This window comes from Luxibacter massiliensis (genome assembly GCF_900604355.1).
Classification (GTDB): domain Bacteria; phylum Bacillota; class Clostridia; order Lachnospirales; family Lachnospiraceae; genus Luxibacter; species Luxibacter massiliensis.
Genome location: NZ_UWOE01000001.1, coordinates 612,817 through 633,272, shown reverse-complemented (window position 1 = coordinate 633,272; position 20,456 = coordinate 612,817). Strand labels below are relative to the sequence as shown.

The 20,456-nt window shown below is 46.1% G+C and carries 15 protein-coding genes; 1 reads left to right on the top strand and 14 read right to left on the bottom strand.

Annotation, left to right across the window (positions count from 1 at the left end; genetic code table 11):
• Nucleotides 1-59: 59 nt before the first annotated feature.
• The 13 genes from prmA to EFA47_RS03060 form a co-directional block, all read right to left on the bottom strand.
• A complete protein-coding gene (gene prmA, locus EFA47_RS03120; RefSeq protein ID WP_122641968.1) occupies nt 60-1,013 on the bottom strand; it encodes a 50S ribosomal protein L11 methyltransferase in 954 nt (317 codons plus the stop codon).
• A complete protein-coding gene (locus EFA47_RS03115) occupies nt 1,000-2,388 on the bottom strand; it encodes an MATE family efflux transporter (RefSeq protein ID WP_206215508.1) in 1,389 nt (462 codons plus the stop codon). Before EFA47_RS03115 ends, prmA begins: the two co-directional genes overlap by 14 nt.
• 97 nt (nt 2,389-2,485) lie before the next feature.
• A complete protein-coding gene (locus tag EFA47_RS03110) occupies nt 2,486-3,007 on the bottom strand; it encodes a MogA/MoaB family molybdenum cofactor biosynthesis protein (RefSeq protein WP_330511828.1) in 522 nt (173 codons plus the stop codon).
• Nucleotides 2,994-3,467: a cyclic pyranopterin monophosphate synthase MoaC gene (gene moaC / locus EFA47_RS03105; protein WP_122641967.1), complete on the bottom strand. Its 474-nt coding sequence runs from the start codon at nt 3,465-3,467 to the stop codon at nt 2,994-2,996. Before moaC ends, EFA47_RS03110 begins: the two co-directional genes overlap by 14 nt.
• 148 nt (nt 3,468-3,615) lie before the next feature.
• Nucleotides 3,616-4,944: an alanine/glycine:cation symporter family protein gene (locus tag EFA47_RS03100; protein ID WP_122641966.1), complete on the bottom strand. Its 1,329-nt coding sequence runs from the start codon at nt 4,942-4,944 to the stop codon at nt 3,616-3,618.
• Nucleotides 4,945-5,076: 132 nt separating this feature from the next.
• Entirely contained in the window at nt 5,077-5,964 is an 888-nt protein-coding gene (locus EFA47_RS03095; protein WP_122641965.1) for a helix-turn-helix domain-containing protein, read from the bottom strand.
• 488 nt (nt 5,965-6,452) lie between these two features.
• The gene (locus EFA47_RS03090; protein WP_408631204.1) at nt 6,453-8,276 is read right to left on the bottom strand and encodes an ABC transporter ATP-binding protein; all 1,824 of its coding nucleotides are present in this window, start codon (nt 8,274-8,276) and stop codon (nt 6,453-6,455) included.
• Between the two features lie 16 nt (nt 8,277-8,292).
• On the bottom strand, nt 8,293-10,683 hold the full coding sequence (locus EFA47_RS03085; protein ID WP_122641963.1) for an ABC transporter ATP-binding protein: 2,391 nt from the start codon (nt 10,681-10,683) through the stop codon (nt 8,293-8,295).
• The gene (locus tag EFA47_RS03080; protein WP_122641962.1) at nt 10,680-11,132 is read right to left on the bottom strand and encodes a MarR family winged helix-turn-helix transcriptional regulator; all 453 of its coding nucleotides are present in this window, start codon (nt 11,130-11,132) and stop codon (nt 10,680-10,682) included. Before EFA47_RS03080 ends, EFA47_RS03085 begins: the two co-directional genes overlap by 4 nt.
• 616 nt (nt 11,133-11,748) lie before the next feature.
• Nucleotides 11,749-12,945, bottom strand: a complete 1,197-nt coding sequence (locus tag EFA47_RS03075; protein ID WP_122644385.1) for a MalY/PatB family protein — start codon at nt 12,943-12,945, stop codon at nt 11,749-11,751.
• Between the two features lie 144 nt (nt 12,946-13,089).
• Nucleotides 13,090-14,883, bottom strand: a complete 1,794-nt coding sequence (locus EFA47_RS03070) for an aminopeptidase P family protein (protein WP_122641961.1) — start codon at nt 14,881-14,883, stop codon at nt 13,090-13,092.
• A gap of 20 nt (nt 14,884-14,903) precedes the next feature.
• Nucleotides 14,904-16,103: an amidohydrolase family protein gene (locus tag EFA47_RS03065; RefSeq protein WP_122641960.1), complete on the bottom strand. Its 1,200-nt coding sequence runs from the start codon at nt 16,101-16,103 to the stop codon at nt 14,904-14,906.
• Nucleotides 16,104-16,260: 157 nt separating this feature from the next.
• The gene (locus EFA47_RS03060; protein ID WP_122641959.1) at nt 16,261-17,424 is read right to left on the bottom strand and encodes a DUF4317 domain-containing protein; all 1,164 of its coding nucleotides are present in this window, start codon (nt 17,422-17,424) and stop codon (nt 16,261-16,263) included.
• A gap of 133 nt (nt 17,425-17,557) precedes the next feature.
• On the opposite strand from EFA47_RS03060, the gene EFA47_RS03055 reads away from it, so the two are divergent.
• Entirely contained in the window at nt 17,558-18,877 is a 1,320-nt protein-coding gene (locus tag EFA47_RS03055) for an MATE family efflux transporter (RefSeq protein ID WP_122641958.1), read from the top strand.
• On the opposite strand, the gene EFA47_RS03050 is transcribed toward EFA47_RS03055, so the two are convergent.
• Entirely contained in the window at nt 18,864-20,417 is a 1,554-nt protein-coding gene (locus EFA47_RS03050) for an ABC-F family ATP-binding cassette domain-containing protein (RefSeq protein WP_122641957.1), read from the bottom strand. The genes EFA47_RS03055 and EFA47_RS03050 overlap by 14 nt on opposite strands.
• Between the last annotated feature and the right edge of the window lie 39 nt (nt 20,418-20,456).

The following is a 20,456-nucleotide window of genomic DNA, read 5'->3' as shown; positions in this document are numbered from 1 at the left end:
TAACTAAATCCCCGCTGTCTCCCAGAGTATATCTGATGAGCAGGCACAATCTGAGACACTTAATTTTTCCTGGCAGTGACAGACACCCACTCCCCCTGGTATGTCACCTCTAAGACTTCCAGTCCGGCTCTCTCAACTGCATCTACAACAGTCTTTTCCTTGTCGTCAATAATACCGCTTGTAATATAAATCCCGCCCTTTTTTATATGTTTTACAATAACAGGCGTGAGTTCTGTCAGCACATCCGCCAATATATTAGCCGCCACAATATCATACTTCTCACACCCCACCTTATGCTGGATCTCTTCATCATCTATAATATTGCCTGCTATGACCTCATACTGATCCGGCCCAATCCCATTCACTTCCATATTTTCATGTGTTGCCTCAATGGCACAAGGATCCAGGTCTGTGCCCACAGAATAAGAGGCCCCAAACTTCAGGGCAAGCATACCTAAAATACCGCTTCCACAGCCCACATCCAAAATCTTTGTCCCAGGGCATGTATATTTTTTAATCTGCCGGATACACAGCTGCGTTGTTTCATGCATGCCTGTCCCAAAAGCAGTTCCTGGATCGATGTGGATGACCAGCCTGTCGGTATCCTCAGGCTTTACTTCCTCCCAGGATGGGATAATCAGAATATCATCCACATAAAACTGATGGAAATACTGTTTCCAGTTATTTACCCAGTCCAAATCTTCAGTCTGTGACTCCTCAATCAGGCACTCTCCCAGATCCACAAAAGCAGACATTTCTTTTAGCTCTCTATTTATATTTTCTAAGACCGCGCTGGCATTTTCTTCTTCCTCCAGATAAAAACTCAGATAAGCCACCCCGTCATCTTCCCCCATATCTGGCAATATATCCACGAACATCTGCTCCTTGTCAGCCTGGGTAAGGGGTACCTTATCTTCGATTTCCACCCCCTGGATCCCCAGATCCATAAGCATGCTGCTTACAATATCTTCTGCCTCTGCTGTAGTTTTCAGCCTAAACTTATTCCATTTCACCTTTCTTATCCTCCTGAAACAATCCTCCCAGCCTTTTCATCACATAGAAATAGGCGGGTATCAAAAATAAGTCCGCTGCTATCCATGCAATGCCATTTCCAAAGCATACCGCCGTATACCCAAATGCAGGCACCAGCACAAAACCGACAATACTTCTTCCAACCATCTCGCATACCCCTGCAAGTATTGCGAACATACTATACCCCATCCCTTGTATAAGAAAACGCAAAATATTGACAAAAGCCAACAGCATATAAAACACTGCATTGACAAGCAGGTACAGGTATATCTGTTCCTGGATGCCGGCCTGGCCGCTGCTTACAAACAGGCGGGCAATGCCCCGCCCCCACAGCAAAGTAATCCCTAATGCCGCTGCTGAATATACAGCGCCGATCATAAGGCAGCTTTTTAACCCTTTTCCAATTCGGTCCAGTTTCTTTGCCCCTACGTTCTGCCCTCCATAAGTCGCCATAGTAGATCCCATGGCGTCATAAGGGCATCCCAACAGCATCTGGATCTTAGATGCGGCCGCTACCGCCGCCACGGCCATGGAACCCAGAGAGTTCACTGCAACTTGCAGGATCACACTGCCAACTGCCGTAATAGAATATTGAAGTCCCATAGGGATGCCGATTGCAAGAAGGGGCCCCACATATCTCCTGTCTAGATTCCAGTCTTCTCTTTTCAGCCTCAGGATTGGGAAATGCTTAACCATATAAAAGAAACACAGAATTCCTGACACAGCCTGTGAAGCTACTGTGGCCCATGCGGCTCCTGCCACCCCCATATTAAAAGCCACAATAAAAATGATATCCAGCACAACATTGAGAACAGAGGATATTGTCAGGAAAACAACCGGCGTCCTGGCATCCCCCAAGGAGCGCATATAGCTGGACAAAAGATTATACAGGTAGGTCGCCGGTATTCCGGCAAAGATAACTACAATATACTGATAAGCGCCCTCTATAATATCCCCAGGAGTATTCATCCAGACCAGCATAGGGCGGCAGAGAAGTACCGTCGCGGCCGCCATGGCCAGTGCAAAGACTAAGGCCAGCAGTCCGCTGTTTCCCACAAAACGTCTCAGTCCCTTTTCATCCTTTGCCCCAAACTTCTGAGCCACTGGAATTGCAAACCCATTGCAGATACCCATACAAAATCCTATCACACAAAAATTAACGGATCCGGTGGCGCCCACAGCCGCAAGGGCTTTGACCCCGAGAAACTGACCGACAATCACTGTATCCGCCATATTATATAGTTGTTGGAATAGAAATCCAAACACCATAGGAAGAGTAAATTCCAGAATTACTTTCATGGGACTCCCCTGAGTCATATCCTTCATCAAAGTTTTTTTCTTTTTTATATGTTCCATTTTCATGCTCCCGCTGTATTTACAGCCAATATCCAACTCATTTTCAGCAATCCAATGTCAACTATATAACTTTTCAGAACCACATGCAAGAAAATTTTTAACTTTTTTTCATGTCCTCCTCTGCACACTCTCCTGCTGTTCCTGTCAGGATTTCCAGTCCATGGGACAGGGAGTTTAAGATATATTCCAGATTCTCCTTAACTGCCTTGGGACTGCCCGGCAGATTAATAATCAGGGTCCTTCCCCTGATCACAGACACTCCCCTAGAAAGCATGGCCCTGGGCGTAATCTGGAGGGATGCATACCTCATAGCCTCTGCAATTCCTGGAGCATTTTTCTGGGCTACAGCCAGTGTCGCCTCAGGAGTACAGTCCCTCTCTGAAAAACCAGTGCCTCCCGTGGTAAGTATCAGGTCCGCCTCCTCTCTGTCACAGATTTCTTTTAATCTATTTTCGATCATTCCCTGCTCATCAGGAAGCAGGTCCGTACTGACCACATCATAGCCGGCGCCCTCCATAATTTCTTTAATTAAAGGGCCGCTTTCATCCATGCGCAGGCCGGCATACCCTTTATCACTCAGCGTAATTACCGCTGTCCTCCAGCTTTCAGGCATAATCATAGTTCCCGCTCTTTCCGCCGCTCTTGCGGCACAAATGAATATCTCCGATTTCCATGGATTTATCCATGGCCTTGCACATATCATAGATTGTCAGCAGAGCTGTACTGACCCCTGTCAGCGCTTCCATCTCCACTCCTGTCTTTCCTGTTACCTTCACTATACAGCGGCATAATACCGCATATTCCTGGGGCAGCAATTGAAAGGTAACTTTGCAATTTGTGAGCGGAAGTATATGGCACATGGGGATCAAGTCTGCAGTCCTCTTAGCTCCCATAACCCCCGCCGTAGCCGCCACTCCCAGTACATCCCCTTTTCCTGCCGTTCCCCTGCATACAGCCTCATAAGCCTTCCTGTGCAGGACTATTTTCCCTGTGGCCTCTGCCTCGCGGATTGTCTCTGCCTTATCAGTCACATCCACCATTCTGGCATTTCCATATTCATCAAAATGTGTCAAATCCATATTTCTGCCCCCTGAACCCTACAGCTATTTATAAAGCCGGCAGCCAGTTAAATCTACGGCATAGCCGCCTATATGCCTTCTTTTACTGTCTTTTATTCTAGCACACCCGCCGGCGGCCTGTAAATCAGGATTTCTCAGTCCTTGCCGATTATTTAACCCAGCGGCAGGTTTCTTGTATAACGATTTTCCTGAGCATCCATATGCACATAATATTGGGAATAACCATGAATAAATTAAAAAGATCCGATACCGTCCAAACAAAATCAAGTGACATAACCGCACCCAAATATACGGCGGCTATATAGAAGATTCTATATGGAATAATCTTTTTACTTCCCCAGAGATACTGCACGGCACACTCCCCATAATAACTCCATCCTATGATTGTGGCAAAGGCAAATAAGACCAGGGAAAGAGACAACATTTTGCTTCCATCTACCGGAAGCTCTGAAAAGGCAATAAAACAAAGGCGGTCCTCTGCAGCGTCTCTATAAAATGCAGGATTCTTCAACATACTGCTCACAATAGCAATTCCTGTAATTGCACACATAACCACTGTGTCCCAGAAAGGCCCTGTCATAGATATAAGTCCCTGCCTGACGGGGGAAAGGGTCCTGGCAGAGGCAGCGGCCATGGGAATTGAGCCTAGTCCTGCCTCATTGGTAAACAGCCCCTTGGATATCCCTGTCCGCATCCCCACCAGGACGGCAGTTCCTGTGATGCCGCCCACAACAGACTGGGAAGAGAACGCAGACTCGACGATCACCTTTACGGTCTCGCCTAAATAGGCCCTGTTTATCCATATGAGGGCCAGGCATCCCCCCAGATAAAATACACTCATCAGCGGCACCAGATATGTACAGACCTTGGCAATCTGCCTGGCTCCCCCAAGCATCACCAGGCCCGCCAGGACAGCCGCCGCCATGCCAGTCACTTGCGGGGGCACTGCATAATTTTCTGTCACTGCCGCATGGATAGAATGCGACTGGACACTGCTGCCCATGCCTAGAGATGCCAGAATTGTGCTTACCGCAAACAAAACTGCCCCGCTTTTTTGGTGCAGTACCTTATCCATCACATACATGGGGCCTCCCACATAAGTGCCATCTCCCCGCACCACCCTATATTTCACTGACAGGAAACACTCAGAATAACAGGTGGCAATGCCGAATACCCCTGTAATCCAGCACCAGAATACTGCCCCAGGCCCCCCTACAGCGATGGCCGCCGATATCCCCACAATATTCCCCGTCCCAATTGTCGCGGCCAGCGCTGTAGAGAGGGCAGAAAAAGGGGAAACACCTTCTCCCTGGCCTTCATCTCTGGAGAAACTCAGCCTAATCCCTTTTGGTATCTTTTTCTGTATAAACCCAAGCCTGAACGTAAAATATAAATGGGTACCCATAAGAACTGCCAGCATCGGCAGTCCCCAAAGGTACCCGTGGACCGATTTTATAAACTGCGCCAATAATTCCATGCCACACGCTCCGCCTACATTCTCCTTCTATGTATATGGCACGATACTGCTCTTTATACTCTCTCCCCAAATGTCCATCATGATCTATGGCCGTACATACGCCGGGCCTTATGTTAAACCCTGCAATGGTTTTTATTTTTCTGCAATCCTGCGGTATTCGGAAGGTGAAACACCAGTCTCCTTTTTAAAAATAGCTGAAAATGTATTTGCCCTCCTGAAGCCGCACTGTCTCGCAACCTCTGATATACTCTCCTCACCATATTCCAGCATGATCTTAGCATAAGAGATTCGCAGCTTAACAAGGTAGCTCAAAGGAGGCTCGCCCATGAACTTTTTAAAGGAGGAGATAAAGTAATTTTTAGATAATCCTGCCATTCCCGCCAGCGTCTCAATATTTAGCTTTTCACGGTAATGCTCATTCATATATGCGGCCACTGAGTAAAGTCCCTGCTGGTACTGCCACTGCTCCTCTTTGCGCATCCTGCTCTTACCAAAGACTGAGCTGACCAGCTCAAGGCAAATCAATTCCATCAGGCTCTGCAGCTTCCTGTCCCGGATTGTCTCAGCCTCTTTCTCTTTCTTTTTACATACTTCTTTAAATAACTTAATGTAAAGGCTCAGCTCCTGGGTTAATTCAGCTTTTCCGTCGAATTCCATCCCTGTATATGGGGTCATGGCTATTATGTCTTCCATATACTTCCTCTCTACCACTATACTGTCATGGGAAACCCCAGATATCCTAAGCTTGGAGGCATGCTCCTCCCCACTTTGGACAGGGTAGATATATCCAGGCTCTCCAAAATATACGGCCCCTTTATACATAAGCATTGGGAGAGGCCCATAGGGAATCAGGAATTCATACGCATCATGTGCGTGGCTGTAAGGCTCTGTTACATGGCCTGCCTCTGCCTGCATCTCCGCGATTGATACATACCTGTAAAAATAATGATTGCAATTGTTATGGATAAATTCTTTTTCTGTGTGATGTGCCATAAATAACTGGTTCATATATTCTTCCATGCTCTCCCTCCTTACTATTCTTTTATATTTTCAGCATACCATAGAACTACTTTATAGTTGTAAAAAAGTTCTTCCAGATATTCAGATTTCATCAATATATTACGATAACCAGCAAAATATACGTTTTACTTCTTTTTCTATTCCCTTCTCTACTTTATAATATATAAAAGATAATCTAATTTTTTAAAAACAGCAAATTTGGTTTTATGGCCGTTTATCTGCCAGGCATTGTGAGGATTCTCCGTATAGATTTTTGGTGCCCCCCCTTGCCCTGCATGTCTCATGCTCCCGGAAAGGCAAGTTTCTGGGAGAAATACATATACGGGAAGTGAGGGGCATGGTTATTATAACTCCATAATAAAAGGAACCGCTGTTCCACGGGCAATCGCCTATGGGACAGCGGTTTCTTTTATTTCTGCTGGCTGTATTTTTTCACTATGGATATTGATCAAAAATGCGTCCATGCCTAAAATACACCGTATTTTATACTATGCACAATCTGATGTTTTCTCAAACTGAGAGTTGTACAGATCTGCATAAAATCCACCTTTTTCTATCAGCGTTCTGTGATCCCCCATTTCCACGATATCCCCGTCTTTCATAACCAATATAAGATCCGCATCCCGTATTGTGGAAAGACGGTGAGCGATAATAAAACTGGTACGCCCTTTCATCAATGTATCCATTGCCTTCTGAATCTGGATCTCTGTCCTAGTGTCAACGGAACTAGTAGCTTCATCTAATATCAGAATCTTTGGGTCGGCCAGAATCGCCCTGGCAATTGTAAGGAGCTGTTTCTGACCCTGGGACACATTGCTGGCCTCTTCATTGAGCTCCATATCATACCCTCCGGGTAATGTCTGCACAAACCGGTGGACCCTGGCTGCTTTGGCGGCCTCTATAACTTCTTCATCCGTGGCATCCAGTTTTCCATAACGGATATTATCCCGGATACTGCCGTGGAACAGCCATGTGTCCTGGAGCACCATTCCGAACATCTCCCTGAGCTCGCTTCTGTTAAAGTCCTTCACATTGTGGCCGTCTATCAATATGGCGCCGTCATTCACATCATAAAAACGCATCAACAGCTTGATCATTGTCGTCTTACCCGCGCCTGTGGGGCCCACAATAGCAATCTTCTGCCCCTCTTTTACTTTGGCGGAAAAGTCATTGATAATAATTTTGTCCTGGCTATAGCCAAAGTGGACATGCTCAAACTCCACATTCCCCTTCAGCCCTTCTACAGAAACCGGGTTCGGCACAGTCTGGTCCTCTTCCTCCTCTTCCAAAAATTCAAACACTCTCTCAGATGCCGCTGCCGTAGACTGCAGCAGGTTTGCAACCTGGGCCACCTGCTGTATAGGCTGGGTGAAATTTCTCACATACTGGATAAAAGACTGAATATCCCCTACCTCTATCACATCTTTGATTGCCAGATAACCACCTAGAATAGCAACTGCAACATAGCCAAGATTTCCAACAAACTGCATGATTGGCATCATCATGCCAGATATAAACTGTGATTTCCACGCAGATTCGTACAGCTTATTATTCGTCTCCTCAAATTCGTTGATCACATCGTCTTCTTTATTGAATACTTTAACAATATTATGGCCTCCATAGACCTCCTCCACCTGCCCGTTGACATTTCCCAGGTATTCCCGCTGCCCGCGGAAATATTTCTGTGAACGCTTCATAATCACCGAGAGCAGCCCCACAGATATAGGCAGTATCAGAAGAGCCACGACTGTCATCAGGGGACTGATGGACAGCATCATCACAAGGACCCCTATTATCGTTGTAACAGAAGTAATCATCTGGGTAGCGCTCTGGTTCAGGCTCTGCCCAAGGGTGTCTATATCATTCGTCACCCTTGACAGCACTTCACCATGAGTCTTTGTATCAAAATAGTTCATTGGCATACGGTTGATTTTCTGGGAAATTTCTTTTCTCAGCCGGTAGGTCATCCGCTGGGATATACCTGTCATAATATACCCCTGTATAAATGAAAACAGTGCACTTATCAGGTAAAGCCCCAGGGTAAAAAGGAGAATCCTTCCAATCTTCCCAAAATCCATTCCACTGCCGCCAGAAACTTTATTCACTAGTCCGTTAAAAATTTCTGTCGTTGCTTTACCGAGTATCTTTGGCCCTACTATATTAAATATAGTTCCGCCTATAGCAAATATAATGACAAACAAAAGCTGGATCTTATATATGCTCATATAACCCATCAGCTTCTTCAGGGTGCCTTTTAAATCCTTAGGCTTCTCTCCAGGCGCCATGCCTCCCATGTTGCCCCGGCCTCCCATGATACGCTTCTCACTCTTACTCATGGCCTTCCTCCTCCTTTCCTTCCATACCAGCCTTTAATTCTGCCTCCGACATCTGGGAGGCTGCAATCTGCTGATATACTTCACAAGTCCTTAAAAGTTCTGCATGAGTTCCTATTCCAGCTACTTTGCCATCATCCAGCACGATAATCTGCTCTGCATGAAGAATCGTACTGATACGCTGGGCCACAATTAAAACTGTGCTTTTTGCGGTCCTTGCTTTCAATGCCTTTCTAAGCGTCACGTCTGTTTTATAATCCAGAGCAGAAAAACTGTCGTCAAAAATAAAAATATCTGGATGTTTCGCTATGGCCCTTGCAATAGAAAGTCTTTGTTTCTGCCCCCCGGAGACGTTGGCCCCTCCCTGGGAAATACCACTTTTATACTTTTTAGGTTTTGTATTTATAAACTCTGTTGCCTGTGCAATTTCTGCTGCTTCTTCCATCTCCTGCTGTGTACCCTCCGGGTTTCCATACATAATATTAGAGGAAATATCCCCGGAAAACAGTATCCCCTTCTGAGGCACATATCCCAGCTTGTTTCTCAGCTCATGCTGTGTAACACTGCGGATATCAAGGCCATCCAGAGTAATGGCGCCTTCTGTCACATCATAGAACCTGGGGATTAGGTTTACCAGCGTAGATTTGCCGCTTCCTGTACTTCCGATGATAGCTGTAGTCTCTCCCGGACGCGCCTCAAATGTAATATCACTTAGGACATCCTCATCTGCCCCTGGATATTTAAAGGACACATGCTCAAACCTCAGCACTCCTTTCGTTTCTTCCGGCAGTCTTTCTGGCTTTTCCGGGTCATGGATCATGGTCTCACTTGTCAGCACTTCATCCACCCGCTCCGCTGACACTGCAGCCCTGGGAAGCATAATAGAAATCATGCAGAGCAGCAGGAAGCTAAAGATAATCTGCATTGTATACTGGATAAATGCCATCATATCGCCTACCTGCATCTGGCCGCTCTCAATTCCATGCGCCCCCGTCCATACAATGAGTACGGAAATCCCATTCATAATCAGCATCATAACTGGCATCATAAACGTCATGGCCCTGTTGACAAATAAATTCGTCCTTGTCAGGTCCTGATTGGCCTTATCAAACCTTTCCTCCTCATGCTTCTCTGTGCTGAATGCCCGTATAACAGAGAGTCCCGTCAGGATTTCTCTTGTCACCAGGTTCAATTTATCTACTAATTTCTGTAGTATTTTAAATTTCGGCATAGCTACCACAAAGAGAAGGATTACAACCAGTGCAATCAAAATAACAGCAAGAGCGATAATCCAGGACATGGAGACATTGGTCTGGAATACTTTATATATGCCCCCCACAGCCATAATCGGTGCATAAAGCACCATCCTCAGCAGCATGACAATCAGTGTCTGGATCTGTTGGATATCATTGGTGCTTCTTGTAATCAAGGATGCTGTTGAGAAATGGTCGAATTCATTATTAGAGAAGCCTACAACTTTCCTGAATACCTGCTGCCTTAAGTCCCGGCCCGCGGATGCGCCCACCCTGGAAGCCGCAAAGCCAACCAGTACACTGGAGAGCATACCTAAAAATGCCAGTGCCAGCATCTTCCCTCCTGTCCTGAGCAGATACCCTGTCTGGATGCTGTCAGTATCTATGTTAAGCCTGCTGTATGCATCTTTAATGTAGAGCGTAGCTGCCTGCTCAACCATGGTTTCCGGCATATCAGACATCTCCTTATTCATGCTGTCTAAGATTTCTGTCCTCTGCTCCTTAGGCACCATTTCAAACAACTCATAAAGATTTGCCCCGTCAATTTCCTTGAGCTGGCCATCAATCTGGGCCTGAAGCTCTTCCTGTTGTTTTTGCGCCATTTCAGGCTGCGCTGCCATGGCAGCTTGCTGCTCTGGGGACATCTGGCTTTTGGCCTCTTCCATCTGCTTATCTGCCTGCTCCTGGATGGCTGCCTTCATGCTGTCTTTCATAGATGTCTCCATCTCTTTTGTTGTGTCGCTTCCTGAGTCAATACCCGTCACAAACAACATCGGTTTTCCCAGGATATCTGACAGTTCCTGAATCCGTCCCTCATCCTGACTTATACTGTCCTTCAGGATATAGACGCTTCCAGTGTAATTATAACCTGTATCTTTGTCTTTTAACTGATATGCATCCAGGATAGACTCTGCACTGCTGCTGTCCACAAAGAGCAGCAGCTTATCCATATCCTCCTGGGTAAGTGCTTTTGGAATAGATTCGTCTATCCCCCCCTGCTGTATCCCCACGTTTACAATGTCCGAGGTGTAGGCAGGCAGAGATAAATCACAATAAGCCTGCACAATGAGAACCGCAAGTATTAAAATCATCGCCTTCCAGTATGTTCCCATATACTTGAATAATTTTTTCATAGCTCCCGTCCTTTCATGTTATAATCCAAGTTGTCACGTATCTGAACCAGCATGCGCCTCAAAAGGAGTTTTTCCTCCTGGCTCATCCCACGAAATATAATATCATCCATTTCCTCTGCCACAGCCTTAATATCCTCCAGACAGGCCTTACCTCTGTCCGTCAGTCCCAGGCGCATAATTCTCTGGTCATTATCGTCTGGTTTCCGTTTGATGTAATCTAGTTTTTCCATCTTCTGTATAGCCGTTGTAATAGAGGAAGGGGTCACATTCAGCTGGCTTGCCAGCTCTCTCTGGGAAAGCTCCCCCATATGGCTTAGTATAAATAGAATTCCCGCCTGCCCTGCTTTCAAATCAAATCTGCCAAACAACATTTTAGCCTGATTCATACTTAAATGTGTAATCTGCGTTATAATCCCGATTGTGGGAATATGATTCATATCACATTTCATAGTTATCTCCTTTCTGCCCAGAGTGTATTTAAATATAGGGGAACCTGGCCGTCCACACCAAGGATAGGCATCTATCAGTACCAATTATCCCACCCGGATCCACAGCCATTAGTTAGATATCTAACGGTTATTTTAGTAGTATTATATAATTAAGTCAATATAAAGCTATATATTTCACAGTTTTTTAATATTTTTGTCCAAATATTAATTAACTATCTAATTATTAAGGCCAACCCCCAAAACAGGCGGCGCGCCCTTTTTGGCGCAGAACTAGCCGTCCCGATGCAGGCATAGGGGGCATCAAACCAGTATCACTGCAAGCATCAGAGTATTGCATCCTGGCAGCAGCCGCCAAATGGATACGTAAGCATGTCCCCTTGGCCCATTGCCTCCAGGTATAAAATTAGGAGGGCAAAAGCACTCTTGCTTTCACCCTCCTGACAGTTAAAGGCCCCGCTGCAAGCAGTGGGAGATTAGACCCTGGCGGCAGCCGCCAAATGGAGATGTAAACATGTCCCTTTGGCTCGTTGCCCGCAGGAATAAACCCGGAGATGTTCAAATATATTCTGCTATTTATAAAATGTATCTTAAATCTATATTTCCAATACAAATTATTTTAACTGAACACATATTTTTTCAGCCTGTCCATGGCCTCCTTTACAAGGGCAAAGGGCAGTGCCAGGTTGACCCGGATACAATACTCTCCGTAAAACGGCCTTCCATCCTGCCATATGACCCCAACCCGGATTCCTTCTTTTAGCACGTCGTCCAACGTCACGCCTTGCTCCGCGCACCAATTTCGGCAATCCAGGAAAAGCATATATGTGCCCTCTGGCTTAGCCAGAGAAACCCCCTGAAAATTTGAGGTTATAAACTCATATGCATAATCTATATTCCCCTTCAGCGTTTGGCACAGCTCATCCACCCATTCCCTGCCCTCGTCTTTGTAGGCTCCAACCAGGGCATGCATAGAAAGAACGTTGCATTTATTATAGTGGGTGGAGGCAGATACCTTCTCCATCCGATCCCGCAGGCACGGATTATAGATTACATGATAAGATCCTGTAAGGCCTGCCAGGTTAAAGGTTTTGGAGGGCGCGTACATACTGACTGTACGGTTTTTCGCATCTTCAGAAACTGTATGCAAAGGTATATGTGTAAATCCAGGCATAGTAAGGTCGGCCCATATCTCATCTGCTATGACAACACATTCATATTTCTGGTAAATCTCCAAAGCCTTTTCCAGCTCCCCCCTCTCCCAGACTCTCCCAGACGGATTATGGGGAGAGCAAAATACAGCACAATGGATGTGGTGCTCCCGAAGTTTCGTCTCCATGTCCTCATAATCCATGCGCCATATCCCCTGGCTGTCCTGTTTCAGGCCGCTGAGTATGATCTTCCTTCCCAGACCTTCTATTGTCTTTGTAAATCCTATATAGGCGGGTGCATGAATCAAGACTGCCTCCCCCGGGGCAGTAAACGCCTGGAGGGCCGAGGCCACTCCGCCCAGCACCCCGTTTTCATATCCTATCTCCTGGCGGGTCATATCTGTCACCCCAAACCTGTCCCTGTGCCAGCGTATAATGCTGTCATAGTATTCATCAGACAGATTAAAATATCCAAAATGGGGATGTGTAAGGCGTTCTCCTACTTCTTTCAGAATTGAAGGGAGGGTAGGGAAATTCATGTCTGCCACCCACATCGGTATTCTGGAAAACTCTTTATCAACCTCTGCTCCTGGTACAGGAATGTCCTCCACGGCAATGGCATCCTGGCCAGTCCTATCCATAATTGTAGTAAAATCATATTTCATTTTTTTCAGTTTCCTTTCATTAAAATTCATGCCCTTTGGGCATATGCTTTCAAAGAAGGACACAATACGCCAGATTTGGGAGCTGCAATATCTGCAGCTCCCAAATCTGTTGTGTGCCGGATAAGCCACTGCCCTTCCGTTTATTTATACCTCACGGGTATATTCTTTCAGCCACTTTCGCTCCTCTGCAGTCAGATGCGGGCCAATCACCTCATACACCTGCCTGTGGTAATCATTTAAATAATCTCTCTCCCGCTTTGTGAGCAATTCTGCATTGATTCCATCCAGGTCAATGGGAGACATCGTGATATTTTCGAAAACCATAAACTGTCCATTTTCATTCTTCTCAGCTTTCTTCACAAGAAGCTGGTTCTCCGTCCTGATTCCGTGGGAACCTTCTATATAAATCCCAGGCTCGTCTGTGATAACCATCCCTTCCTCAAAAGGATGTGTCTCATGCTTTTCCGGGACAATGTACCACCTGAATCCAGTGGGGCCTTCATGGACGCTGAGAATGTATCCGACTCCGTGGCCCGTCCCGCATTTAAAGTCCAGTCCCAAGTCCCATACAGGCTGCCTTGCAAGTATATCCAGGTTATACCCCCTGCATCCGTACAAGAACTTTGCCAGGGATAAATCAATCATAGACCTGACTACTGTTGTATAGTGTGTTTTGAGTTCGTCATCAAGCTCCCCCAACACATAGGTTCTTGTGATATCTGTTGTCCCTTCATAATAATGTCCGCCCGAATCTACCAGCAGCATCCCTTCCTGCTTCAGTTCATAATCCGTCTCGGGTGTTGCCGCATAGTGCATCATAGCTGCATGCTCTTTGTAACCGGCGATGGTTTCAAAACTTAAGTCAATAAATCCTTCCTGCTCCCGTCTGAGCCGCTCTAGCTCATCGGCCGCACTGATTTCAGTAATTTTTGTTTTGCCAACGTTGGTTTTAAGCCAATACATAAACTTTGTGCAGGCAATTCCATCTTTGATGTATGCATTTCTTGTGTTCTTAATTTCCACATCATTTTTCATGGCTTTCATTAATACAGCCGGATTTTCTGCCTCCACTTTTGCAACTTGTAATGGAATACTTTTATAGAGCATATAGTTCATCCTCTCAGGGTCCACCATAACTGTCTCCCCTGCCGGCAGGCCCTTCACATATTCATAGACCTCATTGTATGGATGAACCTCAACCTGTACATTCCCGAATGACTGTTTTATCTCACCATTTAATTTCTTTTCATCCATAAACAAGTATACTTTATCCATTGTGACAGCTGCATACCCCAATATGACCGGTGTATATACCACATCATTCCCTCGGATGTTAAACAGCCATGCCACCTCGTCCAGAGTTGCAATGACATGGATGCTTGCGCCATTCTCCCGCATCACTCCACGGATCCTCTCCAGTTTGGACTCAAAACTTTCTCCTGCATATTTGACATCCAGAAGAAATGCCTTCTCCTCAGACATGGCCGGCCGGCCCTCCCAGATAAGATCAATCAGGTCTTCTGAATCATGAATTTGGATATTCTTTTCTGCAAATGCCTTCTCTAAAGCTTTGCCCTCAACTACAGGGATCACCCTGCCGTCAAAACCTACCGTGCCCCCTGCCGGGACTTCAGCGGCAAGATACTCCTCCACTGTGGGGTATCCCTCCTCATTCATTTTAAATAGCCGGATTGGACTCCCCTTTAACTGTGCCTCAGCCTGTATAAAATACCGGCCGTCAGTCCATAAGCCAGCGTCGCTCTGGGTGATGACAACCGTCCCTGCAGACCCGGTAAATCCTGAAATATAACGTCTGGCCTTAAAATATTCCCCCACATACTCACTCTGATGGAAATCTGCTGAAGGTACGATATAGGCATCAATATTTTTTTCAGCCATTAATTTTCTTAGTTCCGCGACACGTTCAGTAACATTCATTTTAAATTCTTCCTCTCTTCTCAACTCTTATAAACCAGCTCACCGCTCATATAAACTTCTTCCAAATCGTTGACAGCTTTAATATCCTCCGCCACATTTCCCCTTACAATAATCATGTCTGCCTCAAGGCCTGGCTTTAACTGGCCCATAACATCTTCCATGCCCAGCACTTTTGCAGGATTAGAGGTGGCAGTCTCAATGGCCTGGATGGGCGTGATCCCATATTCAACCATCAGCTCCATCTCTCTGTTGATGGGAAGCGGGGGCGCCTCATAGAGCACCATATCACTTCCGGTACATACTGTCACACCAGTGTCATAGAATTTCTTAAAATTATCTTTATACGCATTATAAGCCGGGCCAAAGAATGCCATATCTTTAATTGCTTTTGCGGCGATCCTGTCTGCACTGTCAAATCCTGCCTCCAGTTTCTCCTTACAGAATTCATAGAGCACAGTATATGCTGTAATGGTTGGAACCCAGGCCTGCCCGTTTGCTGCCATCTGCTTTACCTGCTCATATGTAAGAAATGTTCCGTGCTCGATCGTGTCAAAGCCTGCATCAATGGCCATCTGGAGGGCCGGCTGGAGTCCTGCATGTACTGCACACTTTACGCCCACCCGGTGAGACTCATGTACGGCGGCATTTAATTCTTCCTGCGTAAACTCAGGGGTACTTGCCCTGCCGCTTGTCAGTATTTTCACCCAGTCAGCGCCGTCACGGAGCTGTTTCCTGATCTCCTTCCTGATCTCCCACTCTCCGTCCACCTCTTCAATCCCGTCGTCATGCCCATGCCCTCCGGTCATACACATGCCCGCATCAGAGTGGATAATCCTAGGCACCTTCACGTATCCCTTTTCTCCGGCCAGACGCAGCTGCTTTAACAGATTATGGGGTGAAGAAAGATCCCGAACTGTTGTAATCCCCAGGCTCAGCGCAATCTTTGCCTGCTCCTGCGCATAATATGCAATCATATAATCATCAAAATTGTACTGATCTGGCTGGCTGTAGTAATATCCAAAATGTACATGCATATCACAAAGTCCCGGAAGCAGTGTGGCGTCCCCGTATTCCTTTACCTCTTCCCCGGGATATTTCTTTGTCATCTCCGCCTTAGTCCCCACATCCTGGATCTTTCCGTTCTTCCCAACTACGGCTGCTGCATCCTTGATGTGTGTTTTTCCGTCCCCAGTAAGTAAATGCTTTCCACAATAAATCATTTTGCTTTCCATCCTTTCCGGACAATCCTGCCGGAACATCCCCAATGCCAGGCAGGTTTGATGATTGTATGCAACCTTTTGTCCATAATTTAACAATACCATATTTTATACAATATTTCAATCATAGTTAGGGTCTTAGTCTATAGAAAAAGGAGCTTTACAGCTCCTCCCCGCCTGCCTCATTTTTACCAGGTTTTCTCATAGTACGCACGTTCACCCCGTTTACCTCAATATGGTCGTCCACTGCGATAACCAGGCACTGCCTTCCATCAACCACCCGGGTAGTTACCAGGTCCATCCGTTCTGGATTGACTTTAATTACAACATCGGGGGTTTCAATGTTTAACTTCTTTGTCTCAGTAATATTAGCGGCCATCAAAGAGGCCCTCTCTCCTGCTGTCTCCTCGAAATTTTTATCGAACTCTTCCATTTTTTCGGAAGATACTCCGCTCTTTTCAAAAACCTTCCTCACATCTGTCTTGTCCAGGGCAAGAGGCTCCGGCTCTTCCTTGTGCTCTTCTATCATTTCATTGAGAGTCTCATGGATATTTCTGACCGTCTCATAGTCACCATCCTCGCCCAGGGTATCCTCTATGAGCATCTGGAAAGTCTCCTTCTGGCTATCGGCGGACATTGGCATACTGGCTCCCAGCACCTGCTCTATCATATCCTCCTGCAAGTCTGAAGTCTTTTTCGTATAGTAGAGCACTCCGTGGAGATCCATATTCCGGTCTGTGAAAGCCGGGAACAAGAATCCTTTATCCGGGGCATCTACAATCCAATCCCTGATCCGGTCCTGGATCCGGTTATCTTCCGCATTATAACAAAGTCCGGGTTTTGACAGGCTCACCGGGCAGATACTGCAGAGCAGATATTCATATACATTGTCCGACGCGTCAAACATCTCCATTCCGTCAGATGCCTTTCCTGGAATATCATACACCCCATGGATTAAGACGATATAGTAGTTTTCTTCATATATGTAGCTGTCTATAATCTTATCATAAAACTCTTCTAAAAGAACATCATCCTCCAGCCTGCTGCCCTTAAGTTTCATCAAAAATTCCTGGGTTCCCCCGGGCATCTCTGCATCCAGAGGAAATTCCATGCTCAGCATATTACGTCCCACTGTACCCGAAAGAGTCTTTTTAAAAATATCAAAATACTTGAAGGCTTCTTCCTCAGGCAGGGATAGAAAAGCATCTTTTGATTCCATCCTTTTGTTTTTCTCATGATCCACATAGCAGCCGCAAATCCTTGTAATGGCACAATTAGCCGGGGTAAATTGTTTTTTTATTTCTAGTATTTCTTTTTTATTCATTTATCTTCCTTCTTTCTTACATTTATAGATTCTATTATTTTACAACGAATCTTTCTTCCAAAAAAGCATTGATTTCTTTTTTAATCTGTGTTAGAGTACTTCCACATTTAGGAACTTAAGGGAGGGTTTTCCAATGGGTATATCTCAGATTTTACCAGCCTACGCCAAATATGTAACTGCCAATATTCTTGGGATGATAGGACTATCCCTCTATATTCTCGCCGACACCTTCTTCATAGCGCGGGGTATCGGGCCAGACGGCCTGACAGCGCTGAATCTGGCCATCCCTGTCTACAGCTTTATCAATGGACTTGGCCTGATGATAGGGATGGGAGGGGCTACCCGCTATTCCATCTCCAAAGGAAACCACGATACAGACTCTCGAAGGTTCATTTTTTCTCAGGCATTTTGCTTTATGGCTGTACTTGCTGCACTTTTCTTTCTGGGGGGACTGTTCCTGCCCGACCAGCTGTCCGCCCTCTTAGGCGCTGATGAGTCTGTACTGCCCCATACCTCTATATATCTCAGAATCATCTTACTTTTCGCCCCCCTGTTCATGTGCAATAACTTATTGCTGTGCTTTGTGCGCAATGACGGCAGTCCCAGCCTCTCCATGTGTGCCATGCTCACTGGAAGTTTTTCCAATATTATACTGGATTATATTTTTATTTTCCCCCTTCAGTGGGGCATGTTCGGGGCCGCCTTTGCCACAGGTCTGGCTCCGGCCATCAGTATGCTGGTTATTTCTGTCCATTTCTTAAAGAAAAGAAACCAGTTCCGCCTGTATCCCAGTCCCATCCGGCTGCGCCGCCTTATAGATATCTCCGCCCTGGGGGTTTCTTCACTGATCACTGAAGTTTCTTCCGGCGTGGTCATGATTATATTCAATATGCTCATATTAGATATTGGAGGGAACCTGGGCGTTGCGGCCTATGGGATCATCGCCAATATCGCCTTAGTACTGACCTCCATCTATACAGGGATCTCCCAAGGCATCCAACCGATTATCAGCGGCCTCTTCGGCAAAAAAGAAAGCCGGGGCATTCTTGCTGTCCGGCGCCTTGCACTGTGTACTTCCCTCCTGTTTTCCTTAGTCTCTTATCTATGTACTTATTTCTTCGCAGTCCCCATCGTGGATCTGTTCAACAAGGAACATGACCTGAGGCTGGAGGAGATTGCAGTGGATGGCATGCATATATATTTTCTTGCATTTTTCTTTATCGGGATTAATATCATGACTGCCGCGCTCTTAAGCTCCGTTGACAGGCCCCGCTCTGCGTTTATTTTGTCTGCCCTGCGGGGATTCCTCCTGGTAATACCTGCGGCCTTCCTTCTCTGTGCCCTGCTGGGACTTAAGGGCATCTGGCTGACTCTCCCCGTGACGGAGGGTATTGTGGCCCTCGCGGCTATATTTATGAACCGCCGCCTAACCCTGTTTCCTACAGCTTCGTAGTCCATTTAGAGCAGTCCCATACCTTCTGTACAATGTCCTGATAAAACTCTGGTTCGTGGCAGATAAGAAGCAAAGTCCCCCGGTATTCCTTGAGGGCTGCTTTTAATGCCCCTTTGGCGTCTACATCCAGGTGGTTAGTAGGCTCATCGAGCATCAGGACATTTGTTTTTCTATTCATGAGTTTGCACAGGCGCACTTTGGCCTGCTCTCCTCCACTGAGCACTCTCACTTGGCTCTCGATATGTTTTGTAGTCAATCCACATTTTGCCAGTGCAGAACGCACCTCATATTGGGTATAGGAGGGAAATTCATTCCAAATCTCCTCAATGCATGTGGCTCTGTTATCTCCGCCGGCTTCCTGCTCAAAATACCCAATCTCCAGATTTTCTCCCAATTCACAGGATCCTTTAAGTGGTTTAACAAGTCCCAGGATGCTTCTGATCAAGGTAGTCTTTCCGATTCCGTTGGCGCCGGTTAACGCCACCTTTTGCCCTCTCTCCAATGAAATACAAAGGGGCCGTGAAAGGGGTTCCTCGTATCCTACCACCAAATCTTCTGTCTCAAAAATATATTTTCCCGGGGTACGTGCCGGCAGGAAATGAAATTCCGGCTTAGGCCGCTCTGCCGTAAGTTCTATCACTTCCATTTTATCCAGCTTTTTCTGCCGGGACATTGCCATATTTCTGGTAGACACCCTAGCCTTATTTCTGGCCACAAAGTCTTTCAGCTGGCTTATTTCCTGCTGCTGCCTTTTATAAGCAGCCTCAAGCTGTGCCTTTTTCACCTCATAAACCCGCCGGAAATCCTCATAATTCCCTACATATCTGTCCAGTCTCTGGTTCTCCATATGGTAAATAATATTTACTGATTCATCCAGAAAAGGAATGTCATGAGAAATCAGTATAAATGCATTGTCATATTCTGTGAGATACCGCTTCAGCCAGGCAATATGTGCCTCATCCAAATAGTTGGTAGGTTCATCCAACAGAAGAATGTCTGGCTTTTCCAGCAGCAGCTTCCCCAGCAATATCCGGGTCCTCTGGCCTCCGCTTAACTCTGCCACATCCCTGTCAAGTCCCAGCTCCAGCAGTCCCAGCGCGCGTGCCACTTCTTCCACTTTTACGTCAATTACATAAAAATCATGGAGGGTCAATGTATCTTGTATCGTACCTAGCTCATCCATCAGGCATGGCAGTGAATCTTCATCGGCAGCGCCCAGCTGGTCGCAGATCTCATTCATTTTCTCCTCTAATTCATAAAGATAAGCAAATGCCGACTTCAGTACATCCCGGATAGACATCCCCCTCTCAAGCACCGTATGCTGGTCCAGATAGCCTACCCGCACGTCTTTTGCCCATTCAATTTTCCCTTCATCAGGTTTAACTTTCCCAGTCACTATATTAAAAAATGTGGACTTCCCCTCCCCGTTTGCCCCTATCAGCCCGATATGCTCACCCTTTAGCAAACGGAAAGAAACGTCCTCAAAAATTGCCCTGTCCCCAAACCCATGGGACAGATGTTCCACATTTAAAATACTCATAACGCAATAGCTCCTTTATCATTCCTGCAAAATGCATTA

Bases quoted from the DNA above. Each gene is read 5' to 3' on its own strand.
- EFA47_RS03115 (WP_206215508.1), bottom strand. From the start codon at position 2,388: ATGGAACATATAAAAAAGAAAAAAACTTTGATGAAGGATATGACTCAG.
- EFA47_RS03110 (WP_330511828.1), bottom strand. From the start codon at position 3,007: ATGATTATGCCTGAAAGCTGGAGGACAGCGGTAATTACGCTGAGTGAT.
- moaC (WP_122641967.1), bottom strand. From the start codon at position 3,467: ATGGATTTGACACATTTTGATGAATATGGAAATGCCAGAATGGTGGAT.
- EFA47_RS03100 (WP_122641966.1), bottom strand. From the start codon at position 4,944: ATGGAATTATTGGCGCAGTTTATAAAATCGGTCCACGGGTACCTTTGG.
- EFA47_RS03095 (WP_122641965.1), bottom strand. From the start codon at position 5,964: ATGGAAGAATATATGAACCAGTTATTTATGGCACATCACACAGAAAAA.
- EFA47_RS03090 (WP_408631204.1), bottom strand. From the start codon at position 8,276: ATGGGAGGCCGGGGCAACATGGGAGGCATGGCGCCTGGAGAGAAGCCT.
- EFA47_RS03085 (WP_122641963.1), bottom strand. From the start codon at position 10,683: ATGAAAAAATTATTCAAGTATATGGGAACATACTGGAAGGCGATGATT.
- EFA47_RS03080 (WP_122641962.1), bottom strand. From the start codon at position 11,132: ATGAAATGTGATATGAATCATATTCCCACAATCGGGATTATAACGCAG.
- EFA47_RS03075 (WP_122644385.1), bottom strand. From the start codon at position 12,945: ATGAAATATGATTTTACTACAATTATGGATAGGACTGGCCAGGATGCC.
- EFA47_RS03070 (WP_122641961.1), bottom strand. From the start codon at position 14,883: ATGAATGTTACTGAACGTGTCGCGGAACTAAGAAAATTAATGGCTGAA.
- EFA47_RS03065 (WP_122641960.1), bottom strand. From the start codon at position 16,103: ATGATTTATTGTGGAAAGCATTTACTTACTGGGGACGGAAAAACACAC.
- EFA47_RS03060 (WP_122641959.1), bottom strand. From the start codon at position 17,424: ATGAATAAAAAAGAAATACTAGAAATAAAAAAACAATTTACCCCGGCT.
- EFA47_RS03055 (WP_122641958.1), top strand. From the start codon at position 17,558: ATGGGTATATCTCAGATTTTACCAGCCTACGCCAAATATGTAACTGCC.
- EFA47_RS03050 (WP_122641957.1), bottom strand. From the start codon at position 20,417: ATGAGTATTTTAAATGTGGAACATCTGTCCCATGGGTTTGGGGACAGG.